The organism is Nostoc sp. DedQUE09 (genome assembly GCF_034530915.1).
Lineage (GTDB): Bacteria > Cyanobacteriota > Cyanobacteriia > Cyanobacteriales > Nostocaceae > Nostoc.
The window spans coordinates 245,392-266,566 of record NZ_JAVRCE010000002.1 but is presented as its reverse complement, the minus strand read 5'-3'; the positions used below and the strand labels follow the sequence as shown (position 1 = coordinate 266,566).

Annotated in this window: 15 protein-coding genes; 11 read left to right on the top strand and 4 right to left on the bottom strand. The window is 42.2% G+C overall.

Translation table 11 applies throughout. The annotated features are described in order from the left end of the window. Positions 1-281: 281 nt before the first annotated feature. The 7 genes from RMY27_RS02270 to RMY27_RS02240 all read left to right on the top strand — a co-directional run bounded on the left by RMY27_RS02270 (position 282) and on the right by RMY27_RS02240 (position 9,957). Positions 282-1,139 carry a nitrate ABC transporter ATP-binding protein gene (locus tag RMY27_RS02270; protein ID WP_322660099.1) on the top strand — a complete coding sequence of 286 codons (858 nt, stop codon included), beginning with the start codon at positions 282-284 and terminating at the stop codon, positions 1,137-1,139. Between the two features lie 250 nt (positions 1,140-1,389). After that, positions 1,390-1,869, top strand: a complete 480-nt coding sequence (locus RMY27_RS02265) for a YbjN domain-containing protein (RefSeq protein ID WP_322660097.1) — start codon at positions 1,390-1,392, stop codon at positions 1,867-1,869. A 208-nt stretch (positions 1,870-2,077) separates the two neighbouring features. After that, positions 2,078-2,203 carry a hypothetical protein gene (locus tag RMY27_RS02260; protein ID WP_322660095.1) on the top strand — a complete coding sequence of 42 codons (126 nt, stop codon included), beginning with the start codon at positions 2,078-2,080 and terminating at the stop codon, positions 2,201-2,203. A 451-nt stretch (positions 2,204-2,654) separates the two neighbouring features. Continuing rightward, the gene (locus RMY27_RS02255; protein WP_322660093.1) at positions 2,655-3,005 is read left to right on the top strand and encodes a hypothetical protein; all 351 of its coding nucleotides are present in this window, start codon (positions 2,655-2,657) and stop codon (positions 3,003-3,005) included. 736 nt (positions 3,006-3,741) lie between these two features. Continuing rightward, on the top strand, positions 3,742-3,978 hold the full coding sequence (locus RMY27_RS02250) for a hypothetical protein (RefSeq protein WP_322660092.1): 237 nt from the start codon (positions 3,742-3,744) through the stop codon (positions 3,976-3,978). 730 nt (positions 3,979-4,708) lie between these two features. Next, complete coding sequence (locus RMY27_RS02245; RefSeq protein ID WP_322660090.1) at positions 4,709-8,992, top strand: PAS domain S-box protein; 4,284 nt, start codon at positions 4,709-4,711, stop codon at positions 8,990-8,992. After that, positions 8,989-9,957, top strand: a complete 969-nt coding sequence (locus RMY27_RS02240; protein ID WP_322660089.1) for a PleD family two-component system response regulator — start codon at positions 8,989-8,991, stop codon at positions 9,955-9,957. The genes RMY27_RS02245 and RMY27_RS02240 overlap by 4 nt, the downstream gene beginning before the upstream one ends. Positions 9,958-10,110: 153 nt before the next feature. Here the strand turns inward: RMY27_RS02240 and RMY27_RS02235 are convergent, their stop codons facing one another. Then, positions 10,111-10,266, bottom strand: coding sequence for a hypothetical protein (locus RMY27_RS02235; RefSeq protein WP_322660087.1), 156 nt, complete (start codon positions 10,264-10,266; stop codon positions 10,111-10,113). Positions 10,267-10,530: 264 nt separating this feature from the next. On the opposite strand from RMY27_RS02235, the gene RMY27_RS02230 reads away from it, so the two are divergent. Continuing rightward, positions 10,531-10,923 carry a hypothetical protein gene (locus RMY27_RS02230; protein ID WP_322660085.1) on the top strand — a complete coding sequence of 131 codons (393 nt, stop codon included), beginning with the start codon at positions 10,531-10,533 and terminating at the stop codon, positions 10,921-10,923. Positions 10,924-11,242: 319 nt separating this feature from the next. On the opposite strand, the gene RMY27_RS02225 is transcribed toward RMY27_RS02230, so the two are convergent. Further along, complete coding sequence (locus tag RMY27_RS02225; protein WP_322660083.1) at positions 11,243-12,379, bottom strand: cob(I)yrinic acid a,c-diamide adenosyltransferase; 1,137 nt, start codon at positions 12,377-12,379, stop codon at positions 11,243-11,245. A 373-nt stretch (positions 12,380-12,752) separates the two neighbouring features. On the opposite strand from RMY27_RS02225, the gene fraC reads away from it, so the two are divergent. From fraC to RMY27_RS02210, 3 genes are all read left to right on the top strand, one after another. Beyond that, positions 12,753-13,292 (top strand): filament integrity protein FraC, encoded by a 540-nt coding sequence (fraC, locus tag RMY27_RS02220; protein ID WP_322660081.1) that lies wholly within the window; start codon positions 12,753-12,755, stop codon positions 13,290-13,292. A 60-nt stretch (positions 13,293-13,352) separates the two neighbouring features. Continuing rightward, entirely contained in the window at positions 13,353-14,360 is a 1,008-nt protein-coding gene (fraD, locus tag RMY27_RS02215; protein WP_322660079.1) for a septal junction protein FraD, read from the top strand. Positions 14,361-14,539: 179 nt separating this feature from the next. Then, positions 14,540-15,319: an ABC transporter permease gene (locus RMY27_RS02210; RefSeq protein WP_322660077.1), complete on the top strand. Its 780-nt coding sequence runs from the start codon at positions 14,540-14,542 to the stop codon at positions 15,317-15,319. A 239-nt stretch (positions 15,320-15,558) separates the two neighbouring features. Here RMY27_RS02210 and RMY27_RS02205 read toward each other — a convergent pair whose 3' ends face one another. Both RMY27_RS02205 and RMY27_RS02200 read right to left on the bottom strand, forming a co-directional pair. Further along, on the bottom strand, positions 15,559-15,954 hold the full coding sequence (locus RMY27_RS02205; RefSeq protein ID WP_322660075.1) for a hypothetical protein: 396 nt from the start codon (positions 15,952-15,954) through the stop codon (positions 15,559-15,561). 449 nt (positions 15,955-16,403) lie between these two features. After that, positions 16,404-21,137, bottom strand: coding sequence for a hypothetical protein (locus tag RMY27_RS02200; RefSeq protein WP_322660074.1), 4,734 nt, complete (start codon positions 21,135-21,137; stop codon positions 16,404-16,406). Between the last annotated feature and the right edge of the window lie 38 nt (positions 21,138-21,175).

Here is a 21,175-nt window from a genome sequence, read left to right as displayed (position 1 = left end):
CTTTTATCTCCGTCAACGAGTATTTGAACTGGATGAATCCACCTTTTATCTCCGTCAACGAGTATTTGAACTGGATGAATCCACCTTTTATCTCCGTTAATGATCTGACTTTTTACATCATCTGAAAAAACCAGCAAAAGACCTAACCCCCTACCCCCTTCCCTACAAGGGAAGAAAATTCAAAGCCTCTCCCCTAGAAGGGGAGAGGTTTGGAGAGAGGTCAAAATATTCATTTTTTCATCGCGTACATTTAGCTTTTTAATCCCCAAATACCAAATACCATGCAAAACCGCAACTCAACAGCTACAACCACACTAGAAAAATCATTCGCCACTGCAACCACCAGCCGCAGACCTTTCCTAGAAATTAAAGACGTTACCAAAGTCTATCCCACAAAGAAAGGCCCCTTCACCGTACTCGATGGCGTTAACCTCAACGTCGAACAGGGCGAGTTTATTTGCGTCATCGGTCACTCTGGCTGTGGTAAATCGACACTGTTAAATATGGTATCCGGTTTTAACTTTCCCACCTCTGGGGAAGTGTTGCTGGAAGGAGAACCAATCACCAAGCCAGGCCCAGATAGAATGGTTGTTTTCCAAAACTATGCCTTGCTACCTTGGCGAACTGCTTTTGAAAACATCTACTTAGCTGTCAACGCCGTTTATCCCAACAAACCACAAGCCGAAAAAAGAGCGATCGTGCGCGATCATTTAGCAATGGTAGGGCTGGCTGATGCAATGGAAAAGAAACCAATGCAAATGTCCGGTGGTATGAGACAACGGGTTTCCATCGCCCGTGCTTTGGCAATTCGTCCGAAAGTCTTAATTTTAGATGAACCATTTGGGGCGCTGGATGCCATCACCAAAGAAGAATTACAAGAAGAATTGCTGAAAATTTGGGGCGATAACCGTTGTACAGTGCTGATGATTACCCACGACATCGACGAGGCACTATTTTTAGCAGATAAATTGGTAATGATGACCAATGGCCCCCATGCAAAGATTGGTGAAGTTATGGAAATTCCCTTTTCTCGTCCGCGCGATCGCGCCCGCATCATGGAAGATCCACAATACTACCAACTGCGTAACTATGCCCTAGATTTCCTGTTTAACCGCTTTGCCCATGATGATGTAGGTTAAGCTAACTTTCATTGATTTTTTCCGGAATAATTCTTCCTCCCGTCACCATCCCGCATTGTGGCGGGAGGAACGTTTTGGGCTTCCAGCTAATTTTTCTGATGTAGACAAGATACTCTGGTTTTAGAGAGCGATCGCAGTTCCACACTTTAGGCATTTGAAAAGTAGACCAAAAGGAAGCTCAAACTAACTGCGTCCACAAGTTATAAAGTATGTGTAGAGCAAACAGCAAGTATGTTGAGAAAGAATCTGTATGGCAAGCTACCCAGAAACCCTAACTAATAACGAATCCGTTAATGATTTAATCGCCGAGACGGCAAGCATTAACCATGTTGAGGTAATTGAAAATGTCATCGACTCTTTAGAACAAGATGATAGCGCGATGGTTAGCCACACTCCAGAGGGTGGTTATCTCTGGAAATTTAAGTATGGAAGCGTGGAAGTATTTGTCCAACTCAACGGGACAAACGATGAAGACACAATAACAGTTTGGTCTGCGGTGCTAAATTTACCTGCGAAAAATGAACCTAAGTTGATGCGTTATCTTTTGGAGTTAAACTGCTCTAGTACTTTTGAAGCACGTTTCGGCATCATTGAAAACCGGGTGGTTGTAATATCGACACGCACCTTAGCAGAGTTATCTCCTGGCGAAGTGTCTCGGCTAATCACCGTTGTGGCAACGATCGCTGATAATAACGATGAAGCCTTACAAACTGAATTTGGTGCAACTTAAGGAATTTTAGATTTTAGATTGGGCTATTGCTACATCCGATGTATAGCACATCCGGTTTGGGCGAATCTGCAAAGACTTTTTTCTGTGTACCAATTAAAAAACGCCTGGGAGTGTTGCCGTGTTTCCACCCCAGGCGTTTTTTATTTTTAACTTGCTCCTCACACAAATAAATAGTATCACTGCTTCAATCAAAAGGCGAGTCTAGTAAGTGACACTTTTAAAACTGCACCGTCAATTGAGTTTAAATTTATACTCCCTTGACTTGATCCTATCTGCGTTTTGGGTGCGATCGCTCCAGAAAGACGGTTTGATTGGCAGACTTGATAGCATCTAGTATATGTGTTGGGCTGTTGATTTCATTACACAGCCACTTTATTTATCCTCACAAGCCCTCAAAAGATGAGTTAGAGAGCATCTAGTACGCCACAGCGTAAATAGAGCAACCATTTAAAATCCCTAAAAAGCTTATTCGATAATACTTTTGACTTTTGACTACCGCCTTGCGGTACTAGCCTTTACAAGCCGTAACGTAACTAATTAAATAATTATTAAAGATATATACATCCTTCAATTAATGCCTGAAACTCTTTAGTAATCAATCAAACTATTAAATAAATATTAGCACTCAATGCTTGTCAGTGCTAATTTATAGCTGAGGTTTAATGCCTATGATATAGACCAAAACTGCACTTTTTACAGATGCTTTAGTGCCTTTGCAGATATTATTTTAGAAATAGAAAAAACTAAATATTTGCTGTAAGTAATATAAAGTTGGGAGTAATGGCATGAAATACACTTTTGATATTGTAGGAATATCTCCACTTTTACAGTTTTTTAATCAGCAACAGCAAAATGGGCAAAAACCGCCCCACCAAGGTGTGGAATACTTGGGAATGCATACATGTACGTTAGATACGTTTTTAGAATCGGTGGAATCAGTTCCAGCAAAGTGGGATTGGAATCTGGATCAAGTAGTAGATACCGTGATTAACTTTTGGTTGAATAACTCAGACAGTATTCGTTATTGGAAAGTACGTTTAAATGATGCTGGTAAGGATAATTTACTAGTCACAAGGTTGGCAGATATAAACGCCTTACAAGCTGAATTTGAATCTTTATTAGATAAGAACTGGTAAAGAAAAAGGTAAGAATTCAGCACCCAGGAGTCAGGAGTCAGAATTTATCAGGAATCTAGAATGATTAGTATATTTATTTATCAAATGCTCTGCTGATTCTTTAACTATTCTAAATCCTGATTTATGACTTCTGAATTATTACTAAAAAATAGTTCAGGAGGTGAGTAATTCCTACTCCACCTCCACTCAAAATCAATAATTTACTCTAAAACTCTAGTCAAAAGCTCAAGGAAAATTCAATTTTGAATATTTAAATAATCTATGAAAACTTAATTTAATTATTCTCAACTAACTATAAAAAATGTTAATGCCCGCAATCTAGGTTTACCAATCAGACTAGAGAAAAATTAAGAGCGTCTACGTACTGATTATTTCTACGTACATTACTATTTATTTTCTCTTCAGGTTTTAATAGTCTGTTTTCAGACATTAATGTTTCTTTTACCACTGATGCGGACTTTACTTATGTCTATGCATACAAATCATGCAAACCCAATAATTGCTAAACTTTCTGCTTGAACATTGTTGTGTCCTGGAAACAATTGCAAGTTAAGGTTTTGAGGTTCATTGCCACCTGAAAATTTCAACTTAGTTGGTCTTAAATATAGCGCTCAGTGTTGACAATTTATTAATAATCGAATAACAAGGTGGCAGCAGCATTAAAAAAAGCGTTAGTGCATTCCTACTTAGAAACTAATTAACGCCCTTCATTAAACTTCATACGGTTAACATAATTATGCCAGAAAATACGGATAACAAAACTTCTCAATCAGACAATCAGACTATTGCGTATAAAGAACGCCTTAATTCTTGGGCAATCGCTCGTCAACTTCCTAATACGCAACGGGAGATTGTTGCTCGCTTCCGCAGCCGTTCTGATGCCGATGGCTATATGCGACACCTTCCTCAAGAAATACCAGATGCTTCCTACATGGTAGTTTTTGATTGTCAACGTCAAGAAGCTGCAATTTAAAGTACAAGCATAGGCATTAGCTCTTGTTTTTAATCCAATACGCTTGGGTTAAGGGTTATTGGTCTTTCAAGACGCGATAAATCGCGTCTCTACAATCTGGGTTTTGTTGCTCATTCTGGACTGTATTGGTTTTTAATTTCCATTACCTTTTCTTGCGATCGCAGGCGTAGTCTACTTAAAGTTTGCGCGAATCACTATATTTAATTTGCTTTCCAGCCAGAGGCTTAGATCCCCGACTTCCTTCAAGAAGTCGGGGATCTTTTTGTTTGTAGTACCTTCTATCATCTCAATTAATCAGACAAGTTATAGCTGAGTGCTGAGTGCTGAGTAAAAATCCAGTTTTTTCAAGACTTTGAGCAATCAACACTGTCCTAATCTGTGTGACTACGGCTATACTTTGAGCAACTTGTTAAAGGTAAGCAAACTTCCGCCACAGTCTACTAATACAGATGCAGTTCTCATACTAATTCTCGGTGAAGCTGCACATATTTTGATCCCTCCCAACCTACGTCGCAGGCGGTGGGTTCTTTCTATGCATCTTCATAAAGAGTTGGTATCAAAAGAAGTGTAGTTATAATCAGAAATGATTAAATTTTTCTGGTAATACATAAACATATTAATATATTTACTAAAAATAAATTCCGTAATTGCCCTCTTGCTACTGAGATTTTAGATTACTTAAAAGTAAAAGTTAGTGCAATAAGCCTTGAAGCTACTAGAGAGTTAATAAGTGGTAAAACAGCACCGATATAACTGGTTCAAAGCTGTGATATTTTTCCGTCAACGAGAATTACTCGCCCTGTTGCTAGGGATTTTCTTCTCAATCTCTGTATTCCTACTCTGGCAGAGACTTTTAACCCGAAATCCGGGGTTATTAACACAACTAGAATTGATAGCAGGGTTATTAGTTGTTGTCACGCTGACATTATCAATCTATTTTGCCTTGGCAATGAATGCAAGAAATCAACAAATAACAGCAATCAATCAGGAGTTAACTCACAGGATTTTTGAACAGAAACAGATAGAAATTGCCCTGCTCGCCAGTGAAAATCGTTTGCGACAGCTACTGGAAACTGTCAAAGTCATCCCTTGGGAATTGGACTTGAAAACTTGGCGATTTATTTACGTCGGGCCGCAAGCGGTAGATTTGCTAAATTATCCGCTCGCAGAGTGGTACGAGGAAAATTTTTGGGTTAATCATCTGCATCCAGATGACAAGGAAAATTCGGTTCGTTTTTGTCAAGAAGCAACTGCTAGGTGCGAGAATCACGAATTTGAATACCGGATGTTAGCTGCTGATGGGCGAGTTATTTGGCTGCGAGACATTGTTAGTGTCATTGAGGAAGCCGGAACTGCGATCGGGCTGAGGGGGTTTATGTTTGACATCACTGATTTGAAGCTGGTTGAAGAAACCTTGAGACTGAGGGAAAGGGCACTTGCCGCTACCAGTAATGGAATTATTATTGCCGATGCCAAACTCGCTTACAATCCCATTATTTACGTCAACCCTGCCTTTGAGCAAATAACAGGCTACAGTGCTACTGATGTAATTGGGCAAAACTGTCGATTTTTGCAACGCACAGATACCCAGCAACCAGCACTGAATGAATTGCGTTCATCTATTCAAAGTGGAAGAAGTTGCAAAGTTGTTCTCCGCAACTATCGCAAAGATGGTACTTTGTTTTGGAATGAATTGAGTATTTCTCCTATTCATGATGACAATGGTAAGTTAAGCCACTTCATTGGTATTCAGAGAGATATTAGCAATGTCTACAACGAGCTTTGCTTACGCAAGCAAGCCGAAGCCAATCTGCGTCGGCAAGCCCTCACCTTTGAAAATATGCATGATGGCGTAATTATCACAGATTTAACCGGAAATATTATTGACTGGAATCCTGCTGCCGAAGGTATGTTTGGCTATAGCAAAGCCGAGATTTTGGCTAAACATCCCAGTATTTTGCATCAGCCGGAAGTAGCCGCAACATTAAGCGCTAACATTTTGTCAACAGTCAATCAGCAAGGACGCTGGTCAGGGGAAATACACTTTATTCGCAAAGATGGCAGTGAGGGAATTTGCGAAACAACCGTAGTTGCTCTACAGGATGAACAGGGGGAAACTGTTGCGACTGTCGGCATTAATCACGACATTACCGAAAATAAACGAGCTAAAGAGGCACTGCAACGGCAATTGCATCGCACCCTACTACTTGAACAAATTACTCAGGAAATTCGTCAAAGTCTTGACACCAGCAAAATCTTTAAGACGGCTGCTACCCAAATTGGACAAGCATTTGGAGCCGATCGCTGCCTGATTCACTCTTACATTAGTAACCCCACACCACAAATTCCCCTAGTAGCACAATATAATACACTCCCTGGTTACTGCTCTGTATTGAAATTGGAAGTTCCCATGACTAACAATCCTCATGCCGAGCAGATGATGGCCCAAGAAAGTGCGATCGCTTCTCCAAATGTCTACGTTGAGCCTTTACTGCAAATGGTTCAGCCTATCTGCCGAGAAATTGGGCTGAAGTCTATGCTGTCAATCCGCACTTCCTATCAAGGAGAACCCAATGGAGCGATCGGCTTACATCAGTGCAGCTATTTTCGCCAATGGACACAAGATGAAATCGAATTACTAGAAGCTGTGGCGGCTCAACTAGGTATTGCTCTAGCACAAGCTCATTTACTAGAACAAGAAACGCGCCAACGTGAAGAACTTACCTTGAAAAACTTTGCTTTGGAGCAGGCAAAACGTCAAGCAGAAGCCGCAAATCGGGCAAAAAGTGAGTTTTTGGCGATGATGAGCCATGAAATTCGGACTCCAATGAATGCTGTTATTGCCATGACAGGTTTACTGTTGGATACCGATCTCACACCTCAACAGCAAGACTTTGTGGAAATAGTTCACAGTAGCGGAGATACTTTACTCACCATTATCAACGATATTCTAGATTTCTCCAAAATTGAGTCGGGCAAACTGGAATTAGAAGAACAGCCTTTTGATTTGAGAGTTTGTGTGGAGGAGGCTATTTCCTTTTTAGCGCCGAAAGCTGCCCAAAAGGATATCGAACTAGTTTATCTGATCAAGCCCCAAGTTCCTATTCAGATCGTCGGTGATTTGACTCGTCTGCGGCAAGTCTTGATAAATTTGCTCAACAATGCTATCAAGTTTACGGAAACCGGAGAAGTATTACTCTCTGTTGAACTGGGGATTGGAGATCGGGAACTGGGCATAAGATGCAGAGGGACAGAGGGGCAGAGGGGAAAAACTTACTGCAACTTTTCCTCTGCTCCCCTGCTCCCCTGCTCCCCTGCTCCCCTGCTCCCTTGCTCCCCTGCTCCCCTGCTCCCCTGCTCCCCAGTCCCCAATCCCCAGTCCGCGATACCTGTTGAAAAAGAGCAACTTCTCTACGAAATTCAATTTGCGATCAAAGATACAGGTATTGGCATCGCACCAGAGAAAATAGAGCGATTATTTCAACCCTTCACTCAGGCTGATGTCTCCATGACTCGACGATATGGTGGCACAGGGCTGGGATTGGCGATTAGTAAGCGGCTCAGTAAGATGATGGGCGGCACTCTTTGGGTGGAAAGCCAGGGGTTTGTTGGTGGCAATCCTAGCCCTAGATGGGATAAAGGAAAATTATTATCATCTCCTGACTCTTCACCAGGTTCAACATTTTACTTCACCATTATTACCAAAGTTGCTGCTCAATCAGAACAAGCTGAATTAAGCATTTCGCCGCTGCTTGCATCCAAGCGACTATTGATTGTGGATGATAATCTAACCAATCGCCAAATTCTTAGCTTGCAAGCTGAGTCTTGGCAGATGGAAACTTATGCTGCCAAATCTGGAAAAGAAGCTTTAGTTAAACTCGCTCAGGGAACACAGTTCGATATTGCTATTTTAGATATGCAGATGCCAGAAATGGATGGCATAACCCTAGCTCGTCAAATCCGCAAGCAATCTGGTTGTCAAAATCTGCCTTTAGTGATTATGACTTCTTTAGCGAAAATAGAAACTCCTTCTGACTTTAATGATGTCAAGTTTGCTGCTTCTTTGAATAAACCCATCAAACACTCTCAACTCTACGATGTTATTACTCGTGTTTTGGGAAATCAGCCGAGGATCGGCAGTATTTCTCATTTTCCCTTGGTAAATCGGCATTTGGGCCATCGACTGCCACTGCGAATTCTTCTGGCAGAGGATACGGTTGTTAATCAGAAAGTTGCTCTATTAATGCTACAGAAAATAGGTTATGGCGCAGATGTCGTCAGCAATGGGCTAGAAGCGATCGCAGCTCTGCAAAAACAGCGATTTGACGTAGTGTTGATGGATGTTCACATGCCCAAAATGGATGGTTTAGAAGCAACTCGGAGAATTTGTCAAGAATGGGGGGTGGGTTTTCGTCCCCATATCATCGCCATAACTGCCAATGCCATGCAGGGCGATCGCCAACTTTGTCTTGCCGCTGGTATGGATGACTACATTAGCAAACCCATTCAGCTGGAAGAGTTAGCTCAGGCACTTAGCAAATGTGCACCCCAAAGAAATTTTGAATTCACTTCCATCGAACAACCAGGGGAAGTCATGCGCCTAGAATTGCAACCTTTGTCAAATATCTTACAGTCAGGACAAAACCAGACATTAAAAAGTACCAAAATTGATGCCAAAATCCTCGAATCCTTGCAGCTTATGCTCAGAGGAGATCGTGTGGCATTTGCTGAACTCATAGAGTGTTATCTTACAGAGACAGATAGACTAGTGCAACAGATCAGCACAGCGATCGCAACTCAGGATATCCAGACTATATGGAAGACAGCACACAAACTCAAATCCAGCAGTGCTTCTATTGGAGCGATCGCCTTAGCACAGCTTTGCAAGGTGTTAGAAGCACAGGCACGCAGCAGTAACTTAGAAAACAATTTAGAATTACTTTTACTACTGGATCAGGAATATGAACAAGTTAAAACTGCTTTAGAAAAAGAACTTACGAAGGAAGCACCATGAAAGCCACTGCTGAAGAAAGCCAATCTTTAGTTTTAATTGTTGATGATGAACCTTTTATTCGCCTGATACTGCGGCATTTCTTAGAACGGGAAGGCTATCAAATAGCGGAAGCTCAAAATGGCATAGAAGCAATAAAAGTTTTTAACCAACTGCACCCTCATATAGTACTCCTTGATGCCATAATGCCGGATATGGATGGATTCGAGTGTTGCACTCAGTTGGAGCTTCTGGATTGTAATAAGCACACTCCGATTTTAATGATTACAGGACTTGAAGATCAAGAGTCAGTTGACCGTGCATTTGCAGTGGGAGCAATGGATTTTGTGACCAAACCGATTCATTGGCCAGTTTTGCGACAACGGGTAAAACGCTTGATTCAGCAATCTCAGTTACAGCAAAAACTGGAAACCTTAAATCTGGAATTGCAGCGATTAGTAACTATCGATGGATTAACTCAAGTAGCCAATCGCCGACGGTTTGAAGAGTATTTTTACCAAGAGTGGCAGCGTTTAAAACGCGAGCAACGTCCGCTTTCCCTGATTCTTTGCGATGTTGATTTTTTCAAATTATATAATGATACCTATGGTCATCGGGTAGGCGATCGCTGTCTTCAAAAAATTGCTCAAGCCATCAAAGATATTATTAAACGTCCTGGAGATTTAGTTGCCCGTTATGGTGGGGAAGAATTTGCTGTGATTTTACCGAACACAAACACTAAGGGGGCGATTCATGTTGCTGACCAAATTTGTCATGCTGTCCGAGCACTAGCAATTCCCCATCAAAATTCCCAAGTTAGTTCTCATGTAACTATTAGTGTTGGGTTTACAACAGAAATTCCTCAGCCAGATTCCGACTTAGAAGAAATGATTGCCGCAGCGGATCGAGCGTTGTATCAAGCAAAGGCAGCAGGACGCGATCGCTTTGTGCAAAATATTTTACTACCCGAAAGTACAAATTTCCGCTAGTACCGCGCCGCCAGGCGGAGGTCAAAAGTCAAAAGTCAAAAGTCAAAATGAATTCAGCGTCAGCGTTTTATTGATTTAGAATAGGTGCTTTATTTCCGCTCAACGCCTTACTTTATAGGACTCATAAGGGAAAGCCGGAGATATTAATATTAATTATGGTTCTACAATACTTGATAACCAAGGATTTATTGCAGCAGTAACCAACTCTGGTGATAGGGGAAATATAAATTTAACTGCTAGCGATCGCTTACTATTGCGTAACGGTAGCGGAATTTCAACCACCGTAGGTACAGCCCAATCAGGTGGCAATTTTAAAGCTATGGTATTAATTTATTGACATGGCTAACAGCTGCAAGGTTATACCAATTCAAAAAATGCTTACGACAAATAACCCCGCTCGGACTGACCTTTTTTATTCTCTGGCGAGAGTTATTAAAAAGTATTGGTACTGAGTTTAATTCATCAAGATTCGTTGCAGTGAGCAGGCTTAGTCTATCGCTGACTTACGAGTTGATCTATGTTGAAGTTGTAAGAAAACTAAATTAAATAAAAAATTTTCTTGGGAGAAATCTGATGAATTTCAACTTGAAAAAAAGTGCTGCGCTCACAGTCTGTCTGAGTACACTGTGTTGGGCTAGTGCTGCCCGTGCAGATGGTTGGCCAGTGAGCGTGGCAGGAACTTGGTCTGTATCAGCAAATCAGTCTCAGGGTACATTGGTAATCAATCAGCCGAGCAGCACTCTAAATTGCCGACCCATCAGCGGTACTATCTTTACAACAGATACAATTCAAGGTTTCTATTGTCCTTTTAGTGGCAACATTGGGTTTTCACGTATCAGTAACGGCACGACAATTCAATACTATGAAGGAAACCTTTCACAAAATGCAACAGTATTGAGAATAGGCGGGTCATTTTCGTCTATTTTAGGCAGTTTTGGAAATTACAACTTCTCAGCTGTTAAATAATAGACATCTCTAAAAATTAGATATCAGCCCAAGCTGTACAAGGGCTGCAAATTATTTTACCAGATATCTAATAGGTTCGCCTATTAGATATCTGGTAAAAAGTCAAAGGATAAAAATAAAAAGCAAAAAGATAATCCCCAGAAATAAATTTAGGGGATTTAATCAGGATGCTTTGTTTTTTGCACTGCATGTGTTGAAACAAATCTTTTTCAATATTTCATAAATAAATTTAGTTGCTCTCAAACCCTTCTTTTTCTTTTAACTTCTAACTTTTGCCTTGTTGGGTGAGACTAAATTCATAACTCTTAATCAGCAACGCCTAAAAATCTACCCCTCTTTTAAGTTCTACACCTTGATTAGCATAATGTTTGTGACAATAAACCTCTGAGTGGACACTGGCCAAGTCAAAATACGCGGGTGGATTTTGGCAACGACCAGTGATAATAATTTCGGTGTCGCGGGGTTTGCGGAGTAAAGCTTGGACAATGGGTTCAACGGGGAGTAGTTCTAAGTCAACGGTGGGATTGAGTTCATCGAGAATAATAGTTTTATACAATCCAGAGGCGATCGCAACTTTTGCAATTTCCCAACCTCGTTCGGCTTCTACATAATCTAATTCCTGTCGGGAATTTCGCCAGACAATCGCATCTCCACCGCAACGCTGATGATCCACCACTTCTGGATATGACCCCTGCAAAGCAGCGATCGCGGCGTCTTCTGTGTAGCCGCTACCACCTTTAAGCCACTGCATAATCAATACACGGGTAGACCCTGGATGATTAATTCCTCTACCAATGGCCTGCAAAGCTTTGCCCAAAGCACTAGTAGACTTACCTTTACCGGCACCAGTATAAATCTCAATCCCTTCCAGGAAGAGGGCTTTGGCTGTTGGGTGGTGATGAGGTTTCATTTCTGAGTGCAAATCTGCAATATCGAGCAACTTTTGGGGTGCGGCGCGTCCGGTAGCGATGATTTCCAACTCTTGGGGTTTGGATTTTAATGTCTTTACCACTTCATCCACTGGTAGCAAACCCAAATCCAGAACTGGGTTAATTTCATCTAAAACAACAACTGAATATAAACCACTAGCGATCGCACCTTTGGCCACATCCCAACCCCGCATTGCTTCGTCTCGGTCAAAGGTGGTAATTTCCTCCGGGCCAAAAAATTCGGCTCTCCCGGTGCGAACCTGGTCAATTAAATGGGGAAACCCGCGTTGTAAAGCTGCGATCGCGCCATCTTCGTCATAATCACGTTCTGGCCCTTTTAAAAATCGCAGCAGTAAAACACGATTAGAATTGCTAGGCGTATTTATTCCCAAGCCAATGGAGCGCAAAACCACCCCCAAAGCCGCTTGAGATTTACCTTTACCCAGACCATCGTAGACGTGAATTTGACCAATAAGCCGTTCTTGACGCACTTGCGCCGTCCGAATCCCAATACCGTTCCTTGTCATCTCTCGAAAAGCTATAACTATGGCAATCTTTAATCTTACCTAACCTCTTGTACTCTCAGATAGAGAAACTCCCCCTCTAACACGTCTGTACAAGGGTCAGTTCGATCTATTAACAATATCAATAGACCGGAAAGCAAAAGTTACTTTTGCTTTCCGGTTGGGGAAAGGTTAAAGGTTAAAGGGGAAGGAATAATTCCATATCTTTACCCTTTACCCTTTACCCCTTCCCCTTTCCCCCACTTCTGGAAGAAGTCTAATAGAGGAATACTGGCACACTCGCATAGTAAAGGACAAGAACAATGGGATAATTTCCCCCATCACCCTTACTATCCCAGTTATACTCACTACAGTTAACCCTTACCCGTAACCATTTATGCCTGACAATTGGATGCTTCCCAGGATTTTTCCCATTGGTGGATTTCTGTTTGACTTTTTATTTGTACTGATTGCCATCCCCATCGAAGCTTATGTTTTGCATTCTCGACTAAAATTTGACAAAAAAACCAGTACTTTTTATGCAATTTCTATCAATCTGTTTTCCAGTGTAATTGGTTGGTTCATATTTTTTGTCTCAGAACCAATGTTGCCAATACAGGTGAAATCAGAATTAATTAATTATATGTTTTTTAATAATTTTAAATCGCCGAACACACAACCTTTAATTATTTTAACTGCTTGTATAATTTTTTTTACTACCTTTTTGATGAAATTTTTCATTTTAAAGGCTTTACTAGTCTCATTAAATGAATCATTTGCTAAAAGAGAAGAGGAACCTAAAACATCTCAGCGCTTGCAACGGCGTCGTTTTACCACCCTTAATTTCCAAAATACTAATTTAGTTACAACTATACTAATAGCAAATTCTCTAAGCTATACTGCAATAACTATTATTTTATTATTTCGTTCAAAATAGCAAGAAAGTACTTGTTGAATTTAGAGGAAAAATATTGAGCAATCGGGTGTACGGAGGAATATGAATACGCTACTAAAAGATGTATTTGGGGTTTTTAAATTTGCTGAAGGGCTATATGCAGGAATTAGAAAAATATTAGTTCCACCCAAAGCTTATTCTTGGCAGACATTTATTTATTTGAGTATTTTTTCTTGGGTACTTTCATATTGTGCCACAGGTTATATCAAAGATGTAATTGCCTTTTTCGGTTGGTTATTTTTAATTGCCGGCACAGCTTGGTATACAACTGAAGATCCTTTGAGGGTTCCTGGTACTTTTATGCCAGTCGGGGCAGTAATCACTGGATTCTTAGTGAGTGTTTTTGCGTTTGGAGATCAACAAGATGTAATTACACCAAGAACAATCGTTTTTTGGCCGACAATTTCAGCACTAATTACAGCAATACCAGAGTTTATTGAAGGAAATGACACCGATGCAAAAGCTCGTATTCCTAAGCCAGAAGATCGCCAAAGAATCATAATTTTAGTTGCTAGTAGTATGCTTCTAAGTTGCTGGATTCAGTTTCACTTTGTGACAGATAATTGGTTACGGCAATATCCCAGTTTGCAAGCAGATACTTTTAAACATAGTACCTTTATTGTCAGAACAGAACAGGCAGTAAAAGTTCCCCGAAACGGCGTTGTAATTCTCCAGAAACTTCAACCAATAGTAGTAGATCAAATAGCTGAAAGACCTTGGTCAGAAGTAGAGAAATGGTTGCTAGATGCAAAAGAGCGGGTAGGAAATCTGGGTAGGGGAATCATTAAAAAGAACTTGAGTAAATATGAAGAGAAGGAATTATGGCGCGTTGAACCGCGTGTAGCTAATACTAAATCTGGATATATATTAGATTTATTAAGTATTTGGATAGGCCCAAGTTCTAACCCACGGGGCTATTACTTAAAAAAATCTTGTCGCATTGAACCAGTTGCAGCACCTACTAATTCAGAGAATAAGATTACAGTTGCAGAAATTGAATGCGATCGCGCCAGTAAATTAATTCCTGGTTCACCGCCTCCACAGCAGTGAGGAGTGGGGCAGAGGGGCAGCACTTCGGCTACGCTCAGTGACCGAGAGGCGGAGGGGCAGAGGGGCAGGGGAGCAGGGGGGCAGGGGAGCAGGGGGGCAGAGGGGCAGGGGGGAATTATTGAACAGCTCTCTTCTTTGCTGTCTCCTTCCAATGACAAATGACAAATGACAAATGACAAATGACTATTAACAGAATTTTTGTATTAGCAAAGAATGTGTTTCAGGAAGTGGTACGCGATCGCATCCTCTATATTATTGGTTTTTATGCGCTAGTACTTGCCACTGCCTTCCGCGTCCTTCCTGAATTTGCAGCTACGGCTGAAGATAAAATGTTTTTAGACTTTGGGATGGCAGCGATGAATGCCATCGGGTTAATTATTACGATATTTATTGGTACGGGACTAATTAATAAAGAAATTGAAAAACGCACTATTTTAGTATTAATTGCTAAACCTGTTAGTCGCAGCGAAATTATCATCGGCAAATACTTAGGTTTATCCGCAGTCCTAGCTGTGCTTGTGGCCACAATGACAGTAATTTATCTGCTATTTCTGCAAATTGGTAGTATTCCTCATCCTACGGCAAGCATTCTAATTGCTGCAATTTTCTTATTTTTGCAGTTGTCATTAATTACTGCCGTGGCTATTACCTTTGGTGTTTTTACTGCTTCTCTGCTAGCGACTGTTTTAACCTTTGCGGTATATTTAATCGGAAATATTACTCAAGATTTAGTACAACTTGGTCGTCTTAGCCGTAACCCTGGTATGGAACGTCTAACTCAAGCTTTGTTTCTTTTCTTGCCAGATTTATCTCGATTAGATTTGAAAAATGATGCCGTTTATGGTCTGCAAGCACTACCTGACACCACTGCACTGATTATGAATGCCGGTTATGGCTTACTTTATAGTGCCATGTTGTTAGCGATCGCTATTCTGATATTTTCACAACGCGAATTTTAGACATTGGGCATTGGGCATTGGGCACAAGAGGCAGAGGGGCAGAGGGGAAAGACTTAGTGCAACTTCTCCCCTGCTCCCCTGCTCCTGCCTATCCAAACTGTATTAGACCTCTTGCAAAAATATATTTTTGCACTCTTAGGGAAAAGGGAAAAGGTTAAAGGGAAAGGATTTTGAGTTTTTTTACCCTTTTCCCCTTTCCCTTTACCCTGACTTTTGCAAGAAGTCTATTGTTTACACATCTACAAGGGTTGAGTGCCTTGGCTAGATGCTTTTTGTGCAATAGTTTTCAAGCGAGTCGCTCTGCTTTTACGGATACGTTCACTTTTGCGAACTCCACCAGCCATCTCATATTCGCGGCTATCTTTGCCGTATTTAAAGCCAATTCCCATAAGCATTTTCTCTGAGAAAGTGCCCAAAGTTTGTTCTAACTCTTCAATTTCTACTTTGGAAGAGTCAATTGTGCTGAGAGCAGTATTATGAGCTTCTAACTTAGTGCGTAATTGCTCAATTATTTCTGTCAGAGCTTTTAAATTACAAGTATCTCCAAGATCCAGATTAGCATCAATTGCTTTGAGTCCAGCAAATCTTAACTCAGCATTTTCTAGAACGCGGGATGTACGTTTTCTCAAAGACATAAATTTAGTTACTTGTAATATTTATACAGTTACTATGCCCCATTAAAAATCTATTCTGGTTCAGCAAATTCCACAAATAATGATACTTTTATGAAATAAATACTGGTAAATTCTCTTAATTTAACGTGAGTTCGATCAACCTCTCCCTCCCACGGGGAAAGGGACGAGCAACAATAAATTAGGGTTTTGGCTCCCCTCTCAGTGTCGGAGAGCAGGGTGGTTTCATACAAGCAGAGAAAAACTAAAACTGGGTTTCAAAGCCTCTCCCCCCGTGGGGGAGAGGAATGGAAGTGAGGGAAAAAGCTATGCCACAAAACGAGAAATCAAGACTTATGTATTTTTCTTTTTTCGTATGAAACCACCCTGCCCTCTCTGTGTCCAAGAGGGGTTGGGGGAGAGGTCAAAAAAGGGCTTATTGAACTCACGTTATGTTTACCTGAAAATAGCATTTAAACTTGTACAATAAAATCTGATGCACTTAGAGTTGGCGCACCAGTCAGAGTTGCAAATAGACCACCACTACCAAAACCAGCCGCACTGCCATTTTGGTTGTAAAATAACTGTCCATTCACAGCGTCGTAGATAATTTTCGCTGTGCTAGTTTCCCCATTAGAAATGATTTGAAAATCACTCTTGTTACTAAAACCTGTTCCAGCAGTTGAAGTAATAGCACTAAAGGTAATTTTATCTAGGACAATTTTATCACCTTGGGAACTGTTAAAGTCACTAATGGCGTCTATACCAACAGCAGTCGCGCCAAAAACTGCATCAGTGTTGTAAACGAAAGAGTTCGCGCCAGCACCGCCGACAACAGTATCATTGCCAGCACCGCCGACGAGAGTATCATTACTATCACCGCCTCGCAATAGATCGTTGCCACTCAAGCCATAGATAATGTCATTACCCCCTTGAGCATTAATCACATCGTTGGAGTTTTCAAAACCTGTGATGCTGTTATTCAGGTCATTGAGGAATGTGACTGTATTTTTGTTAAACAAGCTAGTTTGAGTAGAGTTGTCATCGAAGACATCAAAGCTGTCAGCAATATTGGTTTGCCCATCAAATAGGATATTGCCAATCGCAGGTGTTGCTCCAGAAGCAGGCAGATTATCGAGGGTTTCTAATTTGAAGTTTTGCAGAGTGACTTTAGTATTAGCCACATTTTCAAAGGTAACTTCTAAGTTGTTACCATTTTGAGTTAATTGCAGATTTTGGGCAGTTAAACCCGAACCAATAAATTGTAAGCTGTCCAAAGAGGCGATCGCTGCCGCAGACGGCTTTGAGCCTTTACCAATGCCGCTAAAATCGGTGATGGTGTCATTGCCATCACCAGGGCGAAACGCAAATTTATCTTGACGCCTGTTGCCCGTTAGGGTATCATCACCAGGAGTTACCGTCGGGTTCAGGGTGTCGTCACTGTTTATATTCGTCCTCCCAAACACCACATAGCTTTGCCCAGCAGCATTTTTGCCGTTGGGGTCGGCATCAGTTGCCCCAATAATCAGGTCGTCAATGCCATCGTTATTGATGTCCCCCGCATTGCTGACTGACTTCCCTGATAAATCATTTGCTGCTATGCCGTTGATTATGAAGCCATTAGTGCCATTCAAATCAGAGAGGTTAAGGGTGCCGCTACTGCCCAGATTCGTTCCCCCAAACACTACATAGCTTTGCCCAGCAGAATTTTTGCCGTTGGCGGTGACATCAGATTCCCCAATAATCAGGTCGTCGATGCCATCGTTGTTAATGTCCCCGGCTTTGCTGACTGAGTAGCTTGAGGAGTCACCTTTTGCAATGACGTTAATTAAAAAGCCGTTAGTGCCATTCAAATCAGAAAGGTTAAGGGTGCCGCCACTGCCGACATTGGTTCCCCCAAACACTACATAGCTTTGCCCAGCAAAATCTTTGCCGTTGCGGAAGGCATATTCTGCGGCAATAATCAGGTCGTCAATGCCATCGTTATTGATGTCCCCTGCATTGCTAACTGAGGAGCCTGAGTAGTCAAATTCTGCAATGCCGTTAATTATAAAGCCATTATTACCATTCAAATCAGAGAGGTTGAGGATGCCGCCACTGCCGACATTGGTTCCCCCAAACACTACATAGCTTTGCCCAGGATCATCATTATAACCTTCGGGGGTGAACTTTCGTGACCCAATAATCAGGTCGTCAATGCCATCGTTGTTGATGTCCCCCGCATTGCTGACTGAGTAGCCTGAGTGGCCATCTTCTACAACACCGTTAATCGCGAAGCCGTTAGTGCCATTTAGGGAAGAAACGTCAAGGGTACCGCCACTGCCCAGATTCGTTCTCCCAAACACTACATAGCTTTGCCCAGCTTCATATTTGCCGTTGGGTGAGGTACCAATTGCTCCAATAATCAGGTCGTCAATGCCATCGTTGTTGATGTCCCCCGCATTGCTTACTGAGGAGCCTGAGTAGTCATATCCTGCAATGCCGTTAATGAAAAAGCCATTAGTGCCATTCAAATCAGAGAGGTTGAGAGTGCCGTCACTGCCCAGATTCGTTTGCCCAAACACCACATAGCTTTGCCCAAGAGTCTTGTTGTCATTGAGGTTGGTATATGGTCCCCAAATAATCAGGTCGTCAATGCCATCGTTGTTGATATCCCCCGCATTGCTGACTGAGCCGGCTAACTTGTTACCTTGTGCAATGCCGTTAATCAAAAAGCCATTAATGCCATTCAAATCAGAGAGGTTGAAGGTGCCGCCACTGCCCAGATTCCTCCCCCCAAAAACTACATAGTTTTGTCCAGTAGAATCTCTGTCGTAGGGGTAGAAACTAGGTGCCCCAATAATCAGGTCGTCAATGCCATCGTTGTTGATGTCCCCCGCATTGCTGACTAAATAGCCTGAAGAGTCACCTGCTGCAATGCCGTTAATTATAAAGCCATTCGTGCCATTCAAGTCAGAGAGGTTGAAGAAAGGGTCGGCACCCGCACTACCGACAAGGGTATCATTACCTGCACCACCGACAAGGGTATCATTACCTGCACCACCCCGCAGCAAGTCATTGCCACTTTTGCCGTCGATGATGTCGTCACCCCCCTGCCCATTAACCACATCATTAGAGTTGTCAAAACCCGTGATGTTATTGTTGAGGTCATTGAGGAAAGTCACCGTGTTCTTGTTGAATAGCGTAGTTTGAGTGGAGTTAGCATCGAAGACATCAAAGCTGTCGGCGATGTTGGTTTGCCCATCAAATAGGATATTGCCAAGTGCAGTTCGTGAACTGCTTTCTGGGAGGTTATCCAGGTTTTCTAATTTAAAGTTTTGCAAAGTGACTTTCGTAAAAGCCACTTTTTCAAAAGTCACTTCTAAATTGTTATCATTTTGAGTTAATTGCAGATTTTGGGCAGTTAAACCCGAACCTTTAAATTGTAAGGTGTCAACATTAGCGATCGCCGCTGATGTTGGGGTTGTGTTTTTACCAATGCCACCAAAATCGGCGATAGTATCATCGCCATCGCCAAGGCGAAACACAAATTTATCTTCACCGCCATTGCCTTTTATGGTGTCGTCACCAGTTAACCCATTAATGATGTTGTTGCTAGGTGTGCCAAATAAGTTATCTGCATTGGCAGTTCCAGTCAGGTTGGGAGAAGTGTTGCTAGTCGCAATATTTGTTCCCCCAAATACCACATAGCTTTGCCCAGCAACTTCTCTACCGTTGGGATTGGCATAAGGTGCCCCAATAATCAGGTCGTCAATGCCATCGTTGTTAATGTCCCCCGCATTGCTGACTGACTTGCCTGAAAAATCATTTGCTGCAATGCCGTTAATTATAAAGCCATTATTGCCATTCAAGAAGGCGAGGTTGAAGATGCCGCCACTGCCCAAATTCCTTTCCCCAAACACCACATAGCTTTGCCCAGCATCACGGATGCCGTTGGGGTTGGCAGCCGGTGCGCCAATAATCAGGTCGTCAATGCCATCGTTGTTGATATCCTCTGCATTCCTGATTGAGATGCCCTCCGAGTCGTCACCTACTGCAATGCCGTTAATCAAAAAGCCATTAGTGCCATCCAGAAAAGAGAGGTTAAGGGTGCCGCCACTGCCCAGATTTCTTTTCCCAAACACCACATAGCTTTGCCAAGGATAATTTCTGCTGTAGGGGTAGGGATTAAGTGCGCCAACGATCAGATCGTCAATGCCATCGTTGTTGATGTCCCCCGCATTGCTGACAAAGGCGCCTAACAAGTCATTTTCTGCAATGCCATTAATCAAAAAGCCATTAGTGCCATCCAGAGAAGAGAGGTTGAGGCTGCCACCACTGCCTAGATTGGTTCCCCCAAACACCACATAGCTTTGCCCAACTGCATTTTTGCCATTGCGTTTGGCACCTGGTGCGCCAATAATCAGGTCGTCAATACCATCGTTGTTGATGTCCCCCGCATTGGTGACTGAGCCGCCTAAGAAGTCATTTTCTGCAATGCCGTTAATCAAAAAGCCATTAGTGCCATCCAGAGAAGAGAGATTGAGGGTGCCGCCACTGCCCAAATTCGTCCTTCCAAACACCACATAGCTTTGCCCAGCATTATATTTGCCGTTAGGGTCGGTATATCCCGCGCCAATAATCAGGTCGTCAATGCCATCGTTGTTGATGTCTCCCGCATTGCTGACTGAATAGCTTGAGTAGGTATCTACTGCAATGCCGTTAATTATAAAGCCATTAGTGCCATTCAAATCAGAGAGGTTGAGGCTGCCGCCACTGCCCAGATTTGTTTCCCCAAACACTACATAGCTTTGCCCAGCATTATCTTTGTCGTAAGGGTCGGTATTACTTGTCCCAATAATCAGGTCGTCAATGCCATCGTTGTTGATGTCCCCCGCATTGCTGACTGAATAGCCTGAGTTGTCACCTGCTGCAATGCCGTTAATCAAAAAGCCATTAGTGCCATCCAGAGAAGAGAGGTTGAGGCTGCCGCCACTGCCCACATTCGTCTTCCCAAACAGCACATAGCTTTGCCCAACTGCATTTTTGCCGTTGGGTCTGGCAGCCAATGCGCCAATAATCAGGTCGTCAATGCCATCGTTGTTGATGTCTCCCGCATTGCTGACTGAATAGCCTAATTGGTCAGATTGTGCAATGCCGTTAATTATAAAGCCATTAGTACCATTCAAATCTGAGAGGTTCAGCAGGTTGAATGATGAATTAGCCATGATTTTCTCCTGTGTCTAGGATGCTTTGTAGCTTGCCT